19 protein-coding genes and 3 pseudogenes are annotated in these 16,615 nt (G+C 53.8%); 12 read left to right on the top strand and 10 right to left on the bottom strand.

What is annotated here, in order from left to right; all coding sequences use genetic code 11:
• Window positions 1-439 precede the first annotated feature (439 nt).
• The 3 genes from AD662_RS29250 to AD662_RS29245 all read left to right on the top strand — a co-directional run bounded on the left by AD662_RS29250 (window position 440) and on the right by AD662_RS29245 (window position 3,266).
• The gene (locus tag AD662_RS29250; RefSeq protein ID WP_139213094.1) at window positions 440-850 is read left to right on the top strand and encodes a hypothetical protein; all 411 of its coding nucleotides are present in this window, start codon (window positions 440-442) and stop codon (window positions 848-850) included.
• Window positions 851-1,447: 597 nt separating this feature from the next.
• Window positions 1,448-2,197: a hypothetical protein gene (locus tag AD662_RS10040; RefSeq protein WP_139213093.1), complete on the top strand. Its 750-nt coding sequence runs from the start codon at window positions 1,448-1,450 to the stop codon at window positions 2,195-2,197.
• Window positions 2,198-2,270: 73 nt separating this feature from the next.
• The gene (locus AD662_RS29245; protein ID WP_139213092.1) at window positions 2,271-3,266 is read left to right on the top strand and encodes a hypothetical protein; all 996 of its coding nucleotides are present in this window, start codon (window positions 2,271-2,273) and stop codon (window positions 3,264-3,266) included.
• A 34-nt stretch (window positions 3,267-3,300) separates the two neighbouring features.
• On the opposite strand, the pseudogene AD662_RS10030 reads toward AD662_RS29245, so the two are convergent.
• Window positions 3,301-3,953, bottom strand: a pseudogene (locus tag AD662_RS10030) (Y-family DNA polymerase).
• Window positions 3,946-4,371 (bottom strand): annotated as a pseudogene (locus AD662_RS10025) (LexA family protein). Before AD662_RS10025 ends, AD662_RS10030 begins: the two co-directional pseudogenes overlap by 8 nt.
• A gap of 330 nt (window positions 4,372-4,701) precedes the next feature.
• Between AD662_RS10025 and AD662_RS10020 the strand changes: the two are divergent.
• Window positions 4,702-5,208: a DarT ssDNA thymidine ADP-ribosyltransferase family protein gene (locus tag AD662_RS10020; protein ID WP_053186906.1), complete on the top strand. Its 507-nt coding sequence runs from the start codon at window positions 4,702-4,704 to the stop codon at window positions 5,206-5,208.
• A 1-nt stretch (window position 5,209) separates the two neighbouring features.
• Window positions 5,210-5,908 (top strand): DarT1-associated NADAR antitoxin family protein, encoded by a 699-nt coding sequence (locus tag AD662_RS28385; protein ID WP_074849621.1) that lies wholly within the window; start codon window positions 5,210-5,212, stop codon window positions 5,906-5,908.
• Between the two features lie 97 nt (window positions 5,909-6,005).
• Here the strand turns inward: AD662_RS28385 and AD662_RS10015 are convergent, their stop codons facing one another.
• Window positions 6,006-6,785: a DNA adenine methylase gene (locus tag AD662_RS10015; protein ID WP_053186903.1), complete on the bottom strand. Its 780-nt coding sequence runs from the start codon at window positions 6,783-6,785 to the stop codon at window positions 6,006-6,008.
• A 233-nt stretch (window positions 6,786-7,018) separates the two neighbouring features.
• Here AD662_RS10015 and AD662_RS10010 point away from each other — a divergent pair, with 233 nt between their 5' ends.
• Window positions 7,019-7,354, top strand: coding sequence for a GrlR family regulatory protein (locus tag AD662_RS10010; RefSeq protein WP_053186902.1), 336 nt, complete (start codon window positions 7,019-7,021; stop codon window positions 7,352-7,354).
• Between the two features lie 50 nt (window positions 7,355-7,404).
• On the opposite strand, the pseudogene AD662_RS10005 reads toward AD662_RS10010, so the two are convergent.
• Window positions 7,405-7,674: pseudogene (locus AD662_RS10005) on the bottom strand (lysis protein); the annotation flags it as partial.
• 263 nt (window positions 7,675-7,937) lie between these two features.
• Here AD662_RS10005 and AD662_RS10000 point away from each other — a divergent pair.
• Window positions 7,938-8,180, top strand: coding sequence for a CopG family ribbon-helix-helix protein (locus AD662_RS10000; RefSeq protein WP_053186896.1), 243 nt, complete (start codon window positions 7,938-7,940; stop codon window positions 8,178-8,180).
• Window positions 8,170-8,454 (top strand): type II toxin-antitoxin system RelE/ParE family toxin, encoded by a 285-nt coding sequence (locus tag AD662_RS09995; RefSeq protein WP_053186893.1) that lies wholly within the window; start codon window positions 8,170-8,172, stop codon window positions 8,452-8,454. The genes AD662_RS10000 and AD662_RS09995 overlap by 11 nt, the downstream gene beginning before the upstream one ends.
• A gap of 155 nt (window positions 8,455-8,609) precedes the next feature.
• Here the strand turns inward: AD662_RS09995 and AD662_RS09990 are convergent, their stop codons facing one another.
• Window positions 8,610-8,918, bottom strand: coding sequence for a BrnA antitoxin family protein (locus tag AD662_RS09990; protein ID WP_028237682.1), 309 nt, complete (start codon window positions 8,916-8,918; stop codon window positions 8,610-8,612).
• Window positions 8,896-9,171, bottom strand: coding sequence for a BrnT family toxin (locus AD662_RS09985; protein ID WP_053178631.1), 276 nt, complete (start codon window positions 9,169-9,171; stop codon window positions 8,896-8,898). The genes AD662_RS09990 and AD662_RS09985 overlap by 23 nt, the downstream gene beginning before the upstream one ends.
• A gap of 177 nt (window positions 9,172-9,348) precedes the next feature.
• On the opposite strand from AD662_RS09985, the gene dusA reads away from it, so the two are divergent.
• Entirely contained in the window at window positions 9,349-10,335 is a 987-nt protein-coding gene (gene dusA / locus AD662_RS09980) for a tRNA dihydrouridine(20/20a) synthase DusA (protein WP_053186890.1), read from the top strand.
• Between the two features lie 178 nt (window positions 10,336-10,513).
• Entirely contained in the window at window positions 10,514-11,440 is a 927-nt protein-coding gene (gene tal, locus AD662_RS09975) for a transaldolase (RefSeq protein ID WP_018609992.1), read from the top strand.
• Window positions 11,441-11,665: 225 nt separating this feature from the next.
• On the opposite strand, the gene rssC is transcribed toward tal, so the two are convergent.
• The 3 genes from rssC to AD662_RS09960 form a co-directional block, all read right to left on the bottom strand.
• The gene (rssC, locus tag AD662_RS09970; protein WP_018609990.1) at window positions 11,666-12,148 is read right to left on the bottom strand and encodes an anti-sigma factor antagonist RssC; all 483 of its coding nucleotides are present in this window, start codon (window positions 12,146-12,148) and stop codon (window positions 11,666-11,668) included.
• Window positions 12,148-13,329, bottom strand: coding sequence for a two-component system response regulator RssB (gene rssB, locus AD662_RS09965; RefSeq protein WP_014339338.1), 1,182 nt, complete (start codon window positions 13,327-13,329; stop codon window positions 12,148-12,150). Before rssB ends, rssC begins: the two co-directional genes overlap by 1 nt.
• A 345-nt stretch (window positions 13,330-13,674) precedes the next feature.
• Window positions 13,675-14,364 carry an MlaA family lipoprotein gene (locus AD662_RS09960; protein ID WP_018609988.1) on the bottom strand — a complete coding sequence of 230 codons (690 nt, stop codon included), beginning with the start codon at window positions 14,362-14,364 and terminating at the stop codon, window positions 13,675-13,677.
• A 201-nt stretch (window positions 14,365-14,565) separates the two neighbouring features.
• Between AD662_RS09960 and pcrP the strand changes: the two genes are divergently transcribed.
• Complete coding sequence (gene pcrP, locus AD662_RS09955) at window positions 14,566-15,186, top strand: HAD superfamily inactivated hydrolase PcrP (protein ID WP_053186887.1); 621 nt, start codon at window positions 14,566-14,568, stop codon at window positions 15,184-15,186.
• A 109-nt stretch (window positions 15,187-15,295) separates the two neighbouring features.
• Window positions 15,296-15,559, top strand: coding sequence for a DUF4404 family protein (locus AD662_RS09950; protein WP_018609983.1), 264 nt, complete (start codon window positions 15,296-15,298; stop codon window positions 15,557-15,559).
• A 170-nt stretch (window positions 15,560-15,729) separates the two neighbouring features.
• On the opposite strand, the gene queF is transcribed toward AD662_RS09950, so the two are convergent.
• Complete coding sequence (gene queF, locus AD662_RS09945; RefSeq protein WP_013692631.1) at window positions 15,730-16,560, bottom strand: NADPH-dependent 7-cyano-7-deazaguanine reductase QueF; 831 nt, start codon at window positions 16,558-16,560, stop codon at window positions 15,730-15,732.
• Between the last annotated feature and the right edge of the window lie 55 nt (window positions 16,561-16,615).

Raw genomic sequence — 16,615 nt, 5'->3', positions numbered from 1 at the left:
GAAGGCTTGGTCCAGACGACATTTACCCGCAGAAACGTACCATTCGACGATGGTGTTGGTGAGGTAAATGGCGTTTTGGTTTCAGTGTGTGACGTATGTGATCAGGTCGTGGGGGTACCCGCGCAGTCCATTCCTGCAATCAAAGCAGCTAGAGAGGCTGCAGTTGTATCCATCGAAACAAGGCACCTGCTCGTATCTTGATCGATTGGATCAAGCGATGCACATGATCCCAATCCCCCTACAAGCTGTTTCACTGTTCCAGCGCTTTTCCGTCGCCCCCATGATGGATTGGGCGTAGTCGATCGTCTGCACCCCGGCCAGCCTTGTTAACTCCTCGAAACCGCATTGCTTTGTAGCAATTTCTAAGCAAGCAGCAATTACCGCCGACAACGGGCACTACCGGTACTATGCTTTTTCTTTTTTGAAAGGAGTCGATGCTATGTCAGACGAATATTCGCTATCGGATGTGCTGGAAAGGATGTACCAGAGCACTTTTGTGGATTCTCATCGGCTTGGCGATTCCTCAATGATGATCGAATTAAGCGACTTTGATGAGAGAGCAAACGTGCTTCGATTTGTAACGGACGAAGTTTCGGAATGCGAGTTCATTGAAACTTATTGGCTTGCCGGCCCTGACTCTGACGACGTAAGTCGTCCTAAAGATCCAAACCCTGACACTGCGCAGCCTCTACGTACATGCAAGCGTATTTACCCTTCGGTTCAGCCCCCCCGTCCACCAAGGCACCTATCAACATTCATCGTCTTAAAAATATTCATTACAGCAAAAGTCAGCTATGGACTTTTCATGAGAGCGAGTGCGCTGCACGTTGCAGCGTCACCGCTCGATTGAAAAGATTCTACATTAGAATGAATAGATATTTATTTATCTCACAATCTGACAAAAAAATTGTTTCTGTTCATTAACGCTTCGGAAAAAACATATTAGCTGAATTTCGAAATGCATAGGGATTCGAACCCCTACCTATCGCGATGCAGTCCGCTACAGGCCTATGAAACAAGGCAAACCAACCGTTGCTCACGGCCAGTTACGGCATACGGCGGCCCCCGTCATGCCCTAAAAATGCCCTAACGTACTGCACCACTTTCTGACGCATCGAACCGCCGTTCTCTGATGCTAACGGTCCAGACAAGGTGGTAGTCTCAGACTCCGAATCAGAGCCGACGAACACTGGAGGTTTGTATGCAAAAGGCTGTCAAATTAAGAAACCCTGCACGCAGAGAAACAACTGAAGGCCAGTGGGTGATTTTCCAACGTGATCAAGGACTCCTAGCTACTTGCAATCAGTCACTCCAGCACACGCCGATTGTGCTGGAGCATATGTCGAGTTCGGCTTTAGAGGCCGACATTCAAAGACAATAACGCTTTCTTGCCATATAAATGTCATCGTATCGATGACTTCTTCAAACAAGAACAGGTTCTTTGCACATGAATATTCAACCGGAATTCTTTGAATCAGTGAAAGAATTTTTGAAAGTCGCTCCCGGCTTAATACTTCTTCCTCTTTCCGGATATTTAGCATGGAAAAAAATAAACAATAAGATACTCGCATCTTTTTCCACATACCACAGTAGAACATCAGCATCGAGAATTGGAAACATCGTGCTAAGCAACCTTAAAGACAAGCCTGTTCCCATATTCTCTATTTATGCAACAATTGATCGACACATTGTAATCAAAGTAGAGGAATTCAACCCACCAATAATACTTAAGGGCCTTGAGAGCTTAAGCATCGACACCTCACCAGTTTCGAATTACTACATAGGCAAGGACGAATACGAACCAAATTTCATGCCGCCGCAAAAAATAGAACTTTATGTATTCAGCATCGGCCGCCCGATAAAATGCAAAATTACCAATCCACACTCGATAGAATCATTCAAAGAGTTTTCACACTACTCCACAGCTATAACCAGCACTAGAAAATTTAATGGATTCGTGTATAACGACAATGTTTTATACGCAATCATCTATCACTTCGAGGGAAAACTTAAGACTGCCTTCGTAGAGGATGGAGGCTTCATTACCAATGAATGGGACTTCCAATACAACATGATCCCAAAGGAACAAATGAAGAACATTAGCGGGGTCATCGACTTTCTAAAACACTGCAAGTACAATGAACTATTCACAAATTTTAGCGTTATCTCGCCAACTGAAAATGAACGACATCAATAGCCATTAGCCCCCATTTACTTATTTTCAAGCATGACACAAACAATTTTATCAGCTATCGAGATGGACTAATTCAATGCTGCAATTTTTCGCAGACCAAATTGATCAGATGGATTTGGCGCTTGACCAGCTTGCAATGCATGATCGAAACTTCGACCGTTTCGCGCTCATGCTTATCGACAATGTTGTTGAACTCACACTCCACAAGTATGCACAAGACCGATTTTATGAAAATGACATGTGGAAACGTTTTTCTAACCCAAGTACTGACCCGAAGCTTGTAGCTGCCGCCCTCGGACAAAATTTTGATTCAAAAATAAAGCTCGCAAGAATAAAAAAACTCATACCACCGGCCACATGCGATAGCATCCAGTATTTACATACTTTCAGAAACACCGCATATCATCGCGGACTTCGTCACGATGGAATACTTCACTCACTTGCACTATTTTACTTTAAGAGTGCATGCACGGTCCTTTCCAGTTTCTCACCCTTGATATGGTCATCAGGTAGCGGTGACAAAATATCTCATCGCGCAGCCAAATATATTGGAAAAATTGACTTCTTTATGTCCCGCCCCACCTTCGACTCCGCATGGAAACGGTTAAGCGAGGTTGCTGAAACTATGAATGACACGATGATATCAGACCTTCATTTTGACATGAGAGAAACAATTGAGCGCACAGACAGCTCGCTTAACTTCTTAGAAGAAAACGAGTTCGGCTCTCCTAAGGGCCGTGCATCTATAATAATCGACTGCCAAGTTTGGCCCTTTATTAATAGTAAAGCGGGCAAAAAATATGCCGAAGACAACAACATAACAATTAACAACACTGGAAACTACATTGAGCAAATTGCCTCCAGCTACCCATGGCCAGTCAAATCAGACCCGCTTCCTAGCTGGATGAACCGGCTCGACTCCCTTGCCAGAGAAAAAGACTCAGACGCAGCACTAAAAAAATATTGTGATTTCATGAAGCAAACAGACGAAATCCGTACGCACATCAGCGAAGCTGAGTCCCAGTTAGACGCTCACATCCAAAACATGATAGATGCCCATCGTGATAAATAACCATTTTCAGAAACACGGTGAACTATAAATCTTCTCAACAGCAACTCACTTTCCATAATTCCTTAATTTTCGTGGTTAGCTTTGACTAAGCATATTTCGCTGCATTGCCATACGGGAGTTTGAGGGACACTCGCCGAACGTAAAGTTCCTCTTCCCCACTTTTCGTTGATCATATCCAGCATCGTCATAAGATTTGACGCATCTACCGGTTGGGGGCTGGCGAACAGGTCCCTAGTATACTCACCAGGCTGGCAAAGATTGATGAGCATCACCTCTGCTTTGCTGTATTTGACAGCGCAGCACCTGGCTGCGGATCCGGCGACCGAGGCTGTCCAAGTCACTGATGCCGGTGAGGTCGACGAAGGCTTCGTCGATGCTGTAGACCTCGACAGCCGGCACCATTGACTCGATCAGGGTCATGACTCGCTCGCTCATGTCGCCGTACAGCGCGTAGTTCGAGGAGAACGGGACGATGCCGTGTTGCTTGAGCTTGAGTTTGATCTGGAAATACGGCTCGCCCATTTTCACGCACGGCTTGGCGTCGTAGCTGCAGGAGATGACGCAGCCGTCATTATTCGACAGAACCACGATAGGCACTTTAGCCAGGTCTGGACGGAACACGCGTTCGCAGCTGGCGTAGAAGCTGTTGCAATCGATCAGACCGAATACCGGCAACGCCTTAGACATGGCTGCGCACGCTGCTGATGATCACACCCCAGATCGCCAGCTCGTCACCTTCAAGGAGGTACCGTGGCGGATACTGGGGGTTTTCCGACATCAGGATGACCTCCCTACCGCGTAGGCACAGGCGCTTGCAGACGGGTTCATTGTTCAACAGCGCAATGACTATATGGCCGTGGGCTGGCTCGATGGATCAGTCGACAATGGCCAAGTCTCCCTCATAGATTCCGGCGCCCTGCATGCTTTCACCGGTGAGCGACACCAGGTAGACGTGTGGCGCACGAATGTTCAGCACCTCATCCAACGATATCTGCGCTTCGATGTGATCCGCTGCCAGCGAAGGAAAGCCGGCCGGGACGCGGAAAAGACACAGTGGCACCTTCGAGCCGCCTTCACTGATGGGACCTAGAATTGAGTAACTCATGACGCACGACCTCCAATACTGTACAGATATACAGCTAACTTTCTGAAAGCCTTGCGGTCAATTTTTGTAGGAAGTATCAGATAGGCGGGCAGGCGATGTGCGGCCGCCTCTAGCAGTACAGCGGAATTCACGATCTTCTTACAGCGCTGAGATGCCCGAAAGATAAGATACGTAGCACGCAGCTGCCTAGCTGAGCCAATTGACCACGCGGCGGCCCTCTCGCTGTAATCGAAGCTCGAACATTTTTTGCCCTGCCTTCTTGACACGGCTCAGACCTGTCGATACGTTCGATTGTTGTATAGCAACAGCAATCTAAAGGACTATTAATTTATGCGGGATGCACTTAAGAAATATAATGTGGGATGCCTATGGCACTTTACCGACAAGAAAAATATTGAGTCGATTAAGAATCATGGACTACTTTCTTGGAAGGAGCTTGAACGTAGAGGTATCGCCCCGACTGTTCCAGGAGGCAATACATGGAGTCATGACGCTGACAAACATGTAGGCGTTGACAATTACATCCACCTCTCCTTCAACAAAGATAACCCTATGCTATATATAGCAACGAGAGACAAAAGAATTACTGATCCTGTATGGCTTCAGATAGACTTATCAGTCATCGGCGCGGATACAAGATATACAAATGATGTAGCAAACAAAGCCGACGTACCAATGCTTGATAATAAGACCGCTATTGCAACAATTGACTTTGAAGCCCTCTTCAAATACATGGACTTCGGCATTCAAGGCAATAAAGAAAGAAAGAATGCAGCTGCAAAAAGTGAAGTATTAGTTCCCATCATGATTGGTTTAGATAAAATAAAAGGTTTATGATATGGCTAGCCGCCCAATATTTTTAGCATTAGCGGAGGCTGATCACCTAGTAAGCGAGCGATCATTCGAATTCCATTGGAGTTCCGGATTCTCAGCTACTCAAAAGAAAAAAAATATTTTAGCTCTCCACGAAATTGCGAGACTTGAAGGTATATACCCTGTACTCGAAGTATCAACCAAGTCCGAAGAAAAAATAGGCCAACGATTAAGCGCATTTAACCTTAAGATAAAAACTGCTCAAGGAGAAATGACAATAGAGTCGGCTTTTCAAGGAAGTAAAGTTTTTTCGGGTGGTGGCCCTTACACAGACCTCTACGGAGTTGATAGCAGGTCCGCAAAGAAAGATGAACGACTGAAAACTTCAGGGCATTTAATCGGTTTCGACTTTATGGGGCAGCGATGGCCATTAGAGCCTAAAACGGCATTTTACGATTGGCTGTACCTGACTGCACTTAGTCCGCACAAAGAGTTTTTACGAATATTATATAGATACGAAGGTTTTTCAGATATTGAATTCAATCCAGAACGGTCTATAAATTGCCAAGCACGAACATGCGCTCTGCTCGTTTCACTACTAAAACTGGATGCCTTAGACGACGCGCTGACTTCTCAGCAACACTTCATTTCTGTGATCGAACGAGACTCCTACAAGCAACCGCACTCCAACCGTCCTGTACAGCGACCACTGATCGACGACTGATTAAAAATCCAGGTGCAAAGAACAACAGTGCCATAGAAATGTAGTGATTTGTATAGGCCTGCAAGATCGTACACAGGCCTAATTTACTTAGTTTAATTTAGAACAATCCTCCAAGATCCTTAGAATCCCAATTCATGATCACAAGCTCACCACTGATCTCGGCCTTTCCTTGTCGCTGGTTGGTGTTGCTGTAGCGAATGTCCAGGGTTTCAAAATGGAAGCCTTCGAACACGCGGCGGATGTCCGGGTGGTCGTTGATGCTGACCATCACCTTGCCCTTGCAGCGGCGCATGAAGTCAGCCATCCGCTCGTAATTCTCGAACGGGAAATCCACGCCATATCCAGCGGTCTGCCAGTACGGCGGGTCCATGTAGTGGAACGTGTGAGCGCGGTCGTAGCGCTCAGCACAATCAAGCCAGGGGAGGTTTTCGACGTAGGTACCGGACAGTCGCTGCCATGCGGCCGAGAGGTTCTCCTCGATCCGCAGCAGGTTGATGGCCGGGCCAGTGGTCGCGGTGCCGAACGTCTGCCCGGTGACCTTGCCGGCAAAGGCATGGTGCTGCAGGTAGAAGAACCGGGCGGCGCGCTGGATGTCGGCGAGGGTTTCAGGACGGGTCATTTTCTGCCACTCGAATACCTGGCGAGAGCTGAGCGCCCATTTGAACTGGCGCACGAATTCTTCCAGGTGGTTCTGCACAACCAGGTCGCCGTTGATGTCGTTCAGGACTTCAACCGGGGCGGCCTGGGGTCGCATGAAGTAAAGCGCGGCACCGCCGGCAAAGACTTCGACATAACATTCGTGAGGCGGAAAAAGCGGAATGAGGCGGTCGGCTAGGCGGCGCTTGCCGCCCATCCAAGGGATGATGGGTGAACTCATTGAAAGCAAGATCTTTACTGTATGGATAAACAGGCGCTAGGCTCGCCGCGCTTTGTGCACGGAGCAGGAGCCTTGGCTGGACTTGCAGGGACATCTGCAGGAACAGTGGTGGCATGGATGTTGGGGCATCCATTGCCAGCCGCTCTTTTTCTAAAAACTAGCGTCCAGCATCTTTCTTGATAATTCTGAAAGGTGGCCTAGCATCAGATGGCCATCAACCAAGAGCAGAAAGAATGTCAAACGGAATATTTGAAGTGGATTTCAGCTCAAACCGTCCCGATCACGGTAGCGGCCTTGTTGTAGTCAAGGATGGCTCCGTCAATGGGGGCGATGCCAACTACCTTTATCAAGGTACCGTGCCTACCACATCGGGGCAGTTCACAAGCCAGTTCCGGGTTTCGATGTGGAGACCTGGGAATACGAGCGTCTCGGGGCTGGACAACTACGACCTAGACGCCACTGGAGAAATCAACTACGAGAGAGGGTCTATTTCGCTGACTGGCTCCGTCGTCGGAGCCCCGCATATCCAAATCACACTATCTGGCCGAAAAATCACCCCGGCCGTGTAGTAGCGCACCAGTGGATAGCTGGCCTTTCGCAGCTATCCATCCCTGTCTCGCTACCGGAAGACCTCCCTGACATAGACCTGGCAGGCGGCCAGGGCTATCAGCCGCCGGTCGCCGGCATCGGTGATGCCGATAATTCGTTGAGCATGCGCTGGGTCAAGTTGGGCGCGTGTGGGTCCATGAACCACGCCGCCGGCGCTAGTGGTGGCTTGCACGGCACAGCCGTTGGCGGTATCGGCGGCATCGAGTAGAACTGACAGCCGGACGTCAGCAGTAGTGAGGCGATCACGCAGGCGATCTTGATCACGTTGGGCATTGGTTAGCGAAAGAAATGGGACAGATTCATTAAATTTTCTATCAAGAAGGCAATAAGAGTAAGAGCCGAGCAATTTGTAGTCACTGCACAGGCCTAGCCCAAACCAGATTCGCCCGCAGAAATGTACTCTCGACGGCGGCGTCGGTGAGACTTTTCAGATCTGCGCAGGGGGGAACAATTCACGTCGAGACACACCTTGCGACGGCCTGCTGATTCAAGCGCTCGGTCAACGGTGTAAGATGCCCGAAAACGTCCACCATCGAGGCTGCCATGTCCGGCATATCCCTGAATCTGCCCGAAGACCTATCGAACTCCCTCGCCGATCTGGCCAAGACCAACGGCCAAAGTGCGAGCTACCTGGCGATGGACGTTCTTCGCGACTACATCGAACACGAAAAAGCTCTGACCACACAGATCGAACTTGCCATAAAGGAAGCTGACCAAGGCAAATTTGCTACCGATGAGCAAGTCGCAGCGATGCGCGCTCGGCGCTGGAGTCAGAATGCAGGTTGAGTGGCTGGAAAAAGCACTCAAAAACCTGGAGGACGAAGCCAACTATATTGCACTTGAAAACCCCAAGGCTGCTGACGACTTCTCCGAAGCGATCTTCGCCAGCGTAGAAAAATTGGCTCAGTTTCCCGCGATGGGTCGAGAAGGACGAGTCAAACAGACGCGGGAATGGGCAGTCCCAAACTGGTCTTACCTGATTCCGTATCGCGTACACGGTGATCGCCTCCAAATCCTCGGCGTATTTCACACTCGACAACGCCCCCGCACCAACTGGTGAAGTCGGCGCAATATTGCACTCCCAACACCTCCTGCCCTTCCCTGATAAACTGTGCCATCCGCCTCGCTTATACCGCTACCGAGACAAAGCTAATCAGCAGACAACAAAAAGCCGCCTTATCGGCGGCTAATTATTTTGCGAATAATATTTGGCGACTAAGCCTTCAGTTCTTCTGGTGTATGCGTCTTGAGCCAATCGGCCAAGGCGGCGTTCATCCGTGTTTGCCAGCCCGGGCCAGAAGCTCTGAATCTCTCCAGCACGTCAGCATCGAAACGAACATTGACGTGCTCTTTAGTGGCTACCGACTTGGGTCGACCACGCTTTGGCTTGAGCATTTCCTTTGCCTGAGCTTTGCCAAACAATCCCCCAAGCACCTCGCTGGCTGGTTTGGCTTTGGCAAAGTCTTCGGTCGACCATTCGGGGTTTGCCGTATCGACCCTCTCAGGACTGGGTTTCTTGGTCATAATTTTTGACCTCCCGTTTGTTGGCTTTACGAAAGCTGATGACGTGGACCGCGTCACCCCGTGGGGTAAACACTACGACATGCAGCCGATCCCCTATGTACCCCATCGCCCGATAACGACACTCGCCGTAGTCGAATCGATCATCTTCCAGGATCAATGCTGTAGACCATTCAAAGTCCCGCACGAGGGCAAACGGAAGTCCACGTTCTTCGACGTTGCGAGTGTCTTTGGCTGGGTCATAAGTAATCTGCATGCAATTATCGTAGCCACATTAAATCATCAACACAAGGTGTGAGTTGAAACACTGACCGAGCATCCGCTCTGCCAGGTTGTCATCAAAGATTGAGTGGCTAGGCTTGAGAGCCCGCCAAGTACCCGACAAGCATCCCTGATAAACTGCGTCCATTCGCCCCGATGAATCAGATTCCCAATGCCCTTACAAACTGCACCACTCTCCCACCGCTTCTCCGTCGCCCCGATGATGGACTGGACCGACGCCCACTGTCGCTTCTTCCTACGCATCCTCTCCAAACACGCCCTGCTCTACACCGAAATGGTCACCACCGGCGCGCTACTCAACGGTGACCACGAACGTTTCCTACGCCACCACCCATCCGAACACCCGCTAGCCCTGCAACTGGGCGGCAGCGTCCCAGCCGACCTGGCCGCCTGCGCCCGTATGGCCCAGGACCACGGCTACGATGAGGTGAACCTCAACGTCGGCTGCCCCAGCGATCGGGTGCAGAACAATATGATCGGCGCCTGCCTGATGGGGCATCCGGATTTGGTGGCTGACTGTGTGAAGGCCATGCGCGATGCGGTGTCGATTCCGGTGACGGTCAAGCATCGCATCGGGATCAATGGGCGGGACAGTTACGAGCAGTTGTGTGAGTTTGTCGGGACGGTGCGGGAGGCCGGTTGCACGAGTTTTACCGTGCATGCGCGGATTGCGATTCTGGAGGGGTTGTCGCCGAAGGAGAATCGCGACATCCCGCCGCTGCGTTATGACGTGGCTGCGCGGTTGAAGGCGGATTTTCCGGAGTTGGAGATTGTGCTCAACGGCGGGATCAAGACGCTGGAGGCGTGCCACGAGCATTTGCAGACCTTCGACGGTGTGATGCTGGGGCGCGAGGCCTATCACAACCCGTATCTGCTGGCTGAAGTCGATCAGCAGCTGTTCGGCAGCACCGCGCCGATCATCACCCGGGCCGAGGCGCTGGCGCAGTTGCGACCTTATATCGCCGATCACCTGGCCGCTGGCGGGGCGATGCATCACATCACTCGTCACGTGTTGGGCCTGGGCACCGGGTTCCCGGGGGCGCGGCGGTTTCGGCAGTTGTTGTCGGTGGATATTCACAAAACCAAGGATCCATTGGCGCTGCTGGATCAGGCGGGGCAACTGCTGGAAGGGCGTTAACCGTCACTTGCTTTGAACCTGCGCGCTGTTTTGGCATCGTATCTACCGATACCGCCCCGGCCTTTCAAACAGCCGTTTTCAGGTTGTTGCCGCTGGGGCCCGTCGATACCCCTTCACGCCCTTGAGTGGCTGCCGGCCCTCGGGTAATGTCAACGGACCCATAGGACAGAGCACGCTCATGACTTCCAAGCTGGAACAACTCAAACAATTCACCACCGTCGTGGCCGATACCGGCGACTTCGAGGCCATCGCCCGCGTCAAACCCGTGGACGCGACCACCAACCCTTCCCTGCTGCTCAAGGCCTCGGCCATTCAAGGTTATGCCGAACAGCTGAACGCCTGTGTGGCGGACTGCAAGGGCGATGTGGGCCTGGCCAGCGACCGTTTTGCCGTGGCGGTCGGGCAAGAAATTCTGAAAGTGATCCCTGGGCGTATTTCCACTGAAGTGGACGCGCGCCTGTCGTTCGACACCGAGGCCATGTTGAAGCGTGCGCATCGCCTGATCGATCTGTACGACAAGGCCGGCATTGGCCGCGAGCGCGTGCTGATCAAGATCGCTTCCACCTGGGAAGGCATTCGTGCCGCCGAGCAGCTGGAGCGTGAAGGCATCCAGTGCAACCTGACCTTGCTGTTCTCCTTCGCCCAGGCCGCCGCCTGCGCCGATGCCGGGGTGTTCCTGATTTCGCCGTTCGTGGGCCGTATCTACGACTGGTACAAGAAAGCCAATGGCAACGACTATACCGGCGCTGATGATCCGGGCGTGCAGTCGGTGACGCGCATCTACAACTACTACAAGGCCAATGACTACAAGACCGTGGTCATGGGCGCGAGCTTCCGCAACCTCAACCAGATCGAGCAACTGGCCGGCTGCGACCGCCTGACCGTCAGCCCGGACCTGCTGGAAAAACTGGCAGCCGACGAAGGCAAGCTGGAGCGCAAGCTGGCGCCAGGGCAAGCCGGGGAAACGCGCTTGATCCTCAATGAAACGCAGTTCCGCTGGTTGTCCAACGAGGACGCCATGGCGACCGAGAAACTGGCAGAAGGTATTCGTCAGTTTGCCCGGGACCAGGAGAAGCTGGAGGCGTTGCTGCAAGCCAAGCTTTGAGCTGATTCACAAGGCATGCAAAAAGGGCGAACCTTGGTGGGTTCGCCCTTTTTTATTGGGATTTGGCTTCGCGCTGAGGGATCAGGTGGCTGAACCGGCGCTTTCGCGAGCAAGCCCGCTCCCACAGGGGGATTTGGGTAGGATTCAGTTTTTTTGACCGGCGCAAGACCTGTGGGAGCGGGCTTGCTCGCGAAGGCGTCCGTCAGGCCAATACATGCCCCGAGGTCAAGGCCCCTCTAGCGCATTCACCAGGTCATGGAAGGCTTCACGATTGGAGTCGTTGAGCCCCATCAGGATCTTGTGGGCTTCGAGCACCTTGATCCGCACTTCTTCTTCGGACTGGTCCTGGTCAGGCAGGTCGTCCAGGCATTCCGGGCACGGCACAGGGTCGCCCACGATGTTGAACACCTGGTCGAAGCCCATCGATTGCAGCAGACGGGTAATGTCGTTGTGGGTGGTGACGACTGTCGGCAGCAGGCCGACCTTCTGCCGCGACAGGATCGACAGTTTGGCCAGCAGGCCCAATGTGGTGCTGTCGATGCTGCGGGTTTCGGTCAGGTCGATCACGATGGCGCTGAAGTTCAGCGAGGTGAAGATCCGCTCAATAGTCGCATCCAGCGCCGAACACAGGGTCAGGCGCACTTCACCGACAAACTTCAGGACAAAGGTGCCGTCCTGCTCGGCGAACTGGATTCTACCGGTACTCATCAAAGGTTCCTGCTCAACACTAACAGGGCGATATCATCCGGCATCTCCCCGAGCGTGGCTAATCCAAACACTTGACGCAAGCCTTCCAGGCTGCCGCCCGCTGCACTCACCCGTTCAGGCAAGGCCGCTTCTTTCTCTTTGAGTGTAGGTTCTGTCAAAAGGTCCAAAATGCCATCAGACATCAGCGTCAGGCTGAATGTCGGCGGCAATTCCAGTACGTGGTCTTCGTAGGTGGCCTCGTTGAACAGGCCCACCGGTAAACCACGCCCTTCCAGGTAACGAACGCTGTCTGGTGTATACAACACAGGCAAAGGCAGGTGACCGCCGATGCTATAGGTCAACAAACCAGTCTCCTCGTCGATGACTCCACCGACCATTGTGACGTGTTTGCCCAGCTTACAACTGATCAGGCCTCGGTTGATATGCCCAAGGACTTCCGAGGGCTTGAACTCTGGCAGCGTGCCGTTGCGCTTGGATTCGAACAACAGGCGTGTGGTCATGAATTTCAACAGCACCGTCACGAATGCCGAAGAAGCACCATGGCCGGAAACGTCCGCCAGGTAGAACGCCACACGTCGTTCATCGACCCGGAAATAGTCCACGAAATCGCCCGACAGGTACAGCGACGGGATGATCTGGTGGGCAAAACGGAAATCGTCGACGGTCCAGGGGCTGACCGGCAGCATGTTCATCTGCACCTGGCGCCCGGCGTTCTGGTCTTCCTGCAACAGGTTCAGGCTGGCTTCCAGTTCGCGGTTGGCGGTTTCCAGCTTTTCGCGGTAACGCTGGTTCTCCAACAACAGCCGCGAACGGTCCAAGGCCCGGCGCACCGAGTGCTCGAGCACCGCGAGGTCTTCAAGGGGCTTGATCAGGTAATCCGCCGCGCCCAGGCGCAATGCCTCGACCGCGTCGTTCATCACGCCCGCGCCCGAAACCACGATCACCGGGGTCTGCGAGGAAATCTCGGTGACCTGGCGAATGAGTTCGAGTCCGCCCATCTGCGGCATGCGCAGGTCGCAGATGACCAGGTCGGGCTTGTCTTGCTCGAATACCTGAAGACCCTGTTGGCCATTGCTGGCCTGCAGGACGCTGAAACCACTGTCTTCCAAGTAGGCTGCGAGACTGGCTCGCACCACTTCGTCATCATCGATTATCAGCAGCGTGGCACTGGTTTTTGGCATGTGGGCAAACGGCGCCAGAATTAGGTTGGCGTAGCGGGCTGGGCGGTCTGGCCTGGCACGCACTACTGGATTCGCTTTCTAGCCTCTCTGTCGTACCGGCTTCAGGCCTTTGCCCTACACACAACTACATCAGAGGTGCCCTTCTAAGGCGCAGACGGTACTCCCATCCGCGGGGCGTTTCAAGCTCATGCAGATAGCCGCTTGCCGTCTTTATTTGTCAAAGCACAGAGAGTTATAAGAACCGAGCGAAGCGTAACTCAATGGAAGGATCAAACCTGCTCAAAGCCGACGCCAAAGCACAAAAGGCGGCCTTTTGGGCCGCCTTCGTGGTTTTACAGGTCGAAATTAAAAATCGTCTTCGACCTGGCCATCCTTGACCTTGAATTCGCGGTTTTGCAGGTAGGCGTTGCGGATGAAGACATACTTGTCGCCGCTCACCATCTTCTCGGCCGACAGCAGGCTGGCGCGGGTGTCGACGACGTTCAGGCCTCGAATAGAGTTACGCACCGAGACGTTATCGATATAACGATACGGGGCCGTGTAGTCATCGACCAGTTTGGCCGGCGCGTCACGCAGGGTGCTTGGCCCCAACAGCGGCAACATCAGATACGGCCCACTGCCCAGGCCCCAGTAGCCCAGGGTCTGGCCAAAATCTTCATCGCTGCGCTGCAGGCCCATCTGGGTGCCCACATCGAAGAAGCCCAGCAGGCCGAAGGTGGTGTTGAAGACCAACCGGGCGGTGTCGACCCCGGCAGCGGCCGGCTTGGCCTGCAGCACGTTATTGGCCAGGTTGCCGACGTCACCGATGTTGCGGAACATGTTGTGGATGCCGTCTTCGAGGAACTGCGGCGTCACGTATTGATAACCCTGGGCCAGTGGCTTGAGCGCATAGGTATCAACAGTGTCGTTGAAGGTGAAGATTGGACGGTTGATGCTTTCCCAAGGATCTTCTTCCGTGGCGGCCTGAGTGGCGAACGGTACCAGCAGGGCGCAGGTGGAAAGACACAGCTGAGCTAGACGATGGCTCCAGCGCATAGAGGAAAACTCCTTGGATTGTTCAAGCAAGGGCGCCGAGCCCAGGCGGTAAGCTGGCTAGTATAAGACGGAACGCGTGGATAGGCAGCACCGAAAAAACAAGCGGGCGTAGGACGTTTCCGCGACCACTGCCCTTCATTTCACTGTCACCGGACTGTCATCGTGGCCCTTTAGGCTGCTGGTTATTTCAAGGACGTTCCCATGCCCCGCCCCGAAACCCTGCCCCTCCCCGCCGCCAGCCTGACCGCCGTCCTGTTTGGCCTGAGCGGATGCCTGGTGGATTTCGGCGCACGCATCCGTCAGCCAGGGGCAGCGCCGGATGAGCATGCACAGCCGACACCGGGCGCCCTTGAGAGCTTGCACCACTTGCAGCGCCAGGAAATCCCCTGCGCCTGGCTCGACGAACTGCCACCTGCCGTCAGCCATGCCCTGGCGGCTTCATTGCCGACATGGATCAAACCGCCGCAACTTCCAGCAACAAATAATCCTTGGCCGGCGCCGCATGCCTGTTGGCAGGCGCTGATGGCGCTCAATGTCCAGCAACTGGACGGTTGCGTGTTGGTCAGTGGCGAACCCCGGTTGTTGCAGTCGGGGCTCAACGCCGGTTTGTGGACCATCGGCCTGGCGTCCTGCGGCTCGCTGTGTGGCCTGGCGCCTGGCGAATGGCAGGCGCTGAGCCAACAGGAGCGGGAAACCAAGCGCGCCAAGGCCACCGTGCAATTGTTCGGCCTGGGGGTGCATTCGGTGATCGATCACCTGGGCGAACTCGACACTTGCCTGGCGGACATCAGCCTGCGCCGACTCAAAGGCGAGAAGCCATGACCGGGATCATGCAGGGAGCGTGAGTGTGGATTACTCTTAAGGCAAGCCACGGACTTTTGACCCAGCGTCGCGGTCCATGGCTGTGCCTATCAATAAAGGGAGTACGCCAATGCCTGCCCGCGAACTGCAAGAACAGCTCAACAAACTGCGCGAGCAATTGGAACAGAATCCACCACTTTCCGAAGTCGAGCGCGATGACCTGCACGCGCTGATGCAAAAGATCGAACTTGAGCTTGAGCTGGAAACCAAAGCGCCGGACAACAACCTCGCCGACAATGTGAACCTGGCGGTCGAACGCTTCGAGGTGGAACACCCCACCCTTGCCGGGACCTTGCGCAACATCGTGCAAGCCTTGGGCAATATGGGGATCTGAACCCTTTAAATGCAAAAAGCCCTGCTATCGCTAGCGGGGCTTTTTAATGTTGGCAATCTGAAATGCAATCCACTGTGGGAGCGGGCTTGCTCGCGAAGGCGGTGTGTCAGCCAAATGGATGTCGACTGATACACCGCCTTCGCGAGCAAGCCCGCTCCCACATTAGATACTCATTGGCGGACCAGGCGATGGTTCGGCAGTTGGACGTCTTCAGTGCTGCGATACGGGTTGATATCCAGCCCGCCACGCCGCACATACCGCGCGTACACCGTCAGTTTCTCCGGCTTGAGCAAGCGCTGCAGGTCGAGAAAGATCCGCTCCACGCACTGCTCATGGAAATCCGAATGCTGGCGAAAGCTGACGATGTAGGCCAGCAGGCTGGCGGGGTCCAGGGCCGCGCCGCGATATTCCACCGCCACGCTGCCCCAGTCTGGCTGGCTGGTCACCGGGCAGTTGGACTTGAGCAAGTGGCTGTGCAGGCTTTGCTCGACGATGCGCGAAGCATCGCAACGCAGCAGTTCCGGGCGCGGGTGCGCGTAGGAGTCGACGCTGATGTCCAAATCGTCGATGCACGTACCGGGCAGCGCCACGATGCCTTCACGTTCCACGTCCTTGAGGCTGCGGATCCGCACGCCCACTGCTTTGCCGGCAGCCGCCGACAGGTCCTGGCGCAGGGTCGCTTCCAGGCTCGCGGTATCGGCGAACGGGGTCTGGTTCAAGGAGTTGAGGTACAGCTTGAAGGATTTGGACTCGATGATATTCGGCGAATCCGCCGGGATCGCGAATTCACCGATGGCCACCACAGGCTTGCCGGACGGCAGCAGCCACGACAGCTCGAAGCAGTTCCAGAAATCCACGCCTTTGTACGGCAGGGTCTCGGCCGTCAGGCCCAGTTCCGCCCATTTCGCCGTGCGCGGGATGGGGAACAGCAGTGACGGCGTGTACGTGGCGATGTATTCGCTGGATTTGCCCAGCGGCGAATGTTCGGCTGCGGGATGCATGACGGAAACCTGACTGAAGAATCAGCCGATTCTATCAGCCTTTGCCGCAGCCTTT

The organism is Pseudomonas kilonensis (assembly GCF_001269885.1).
GTDB lineage: Bacteria > Pseudomonadota > Gammaproteobacteria > Pseudomonadales > Pseudomonadaceae > Aquipseudomonas > Aquipseudomonas kilonensis.
Note: the sequence above shows the minus strand (reverse complement) of the source record. Positions and strands in the feature narration are given on the sequence as shown.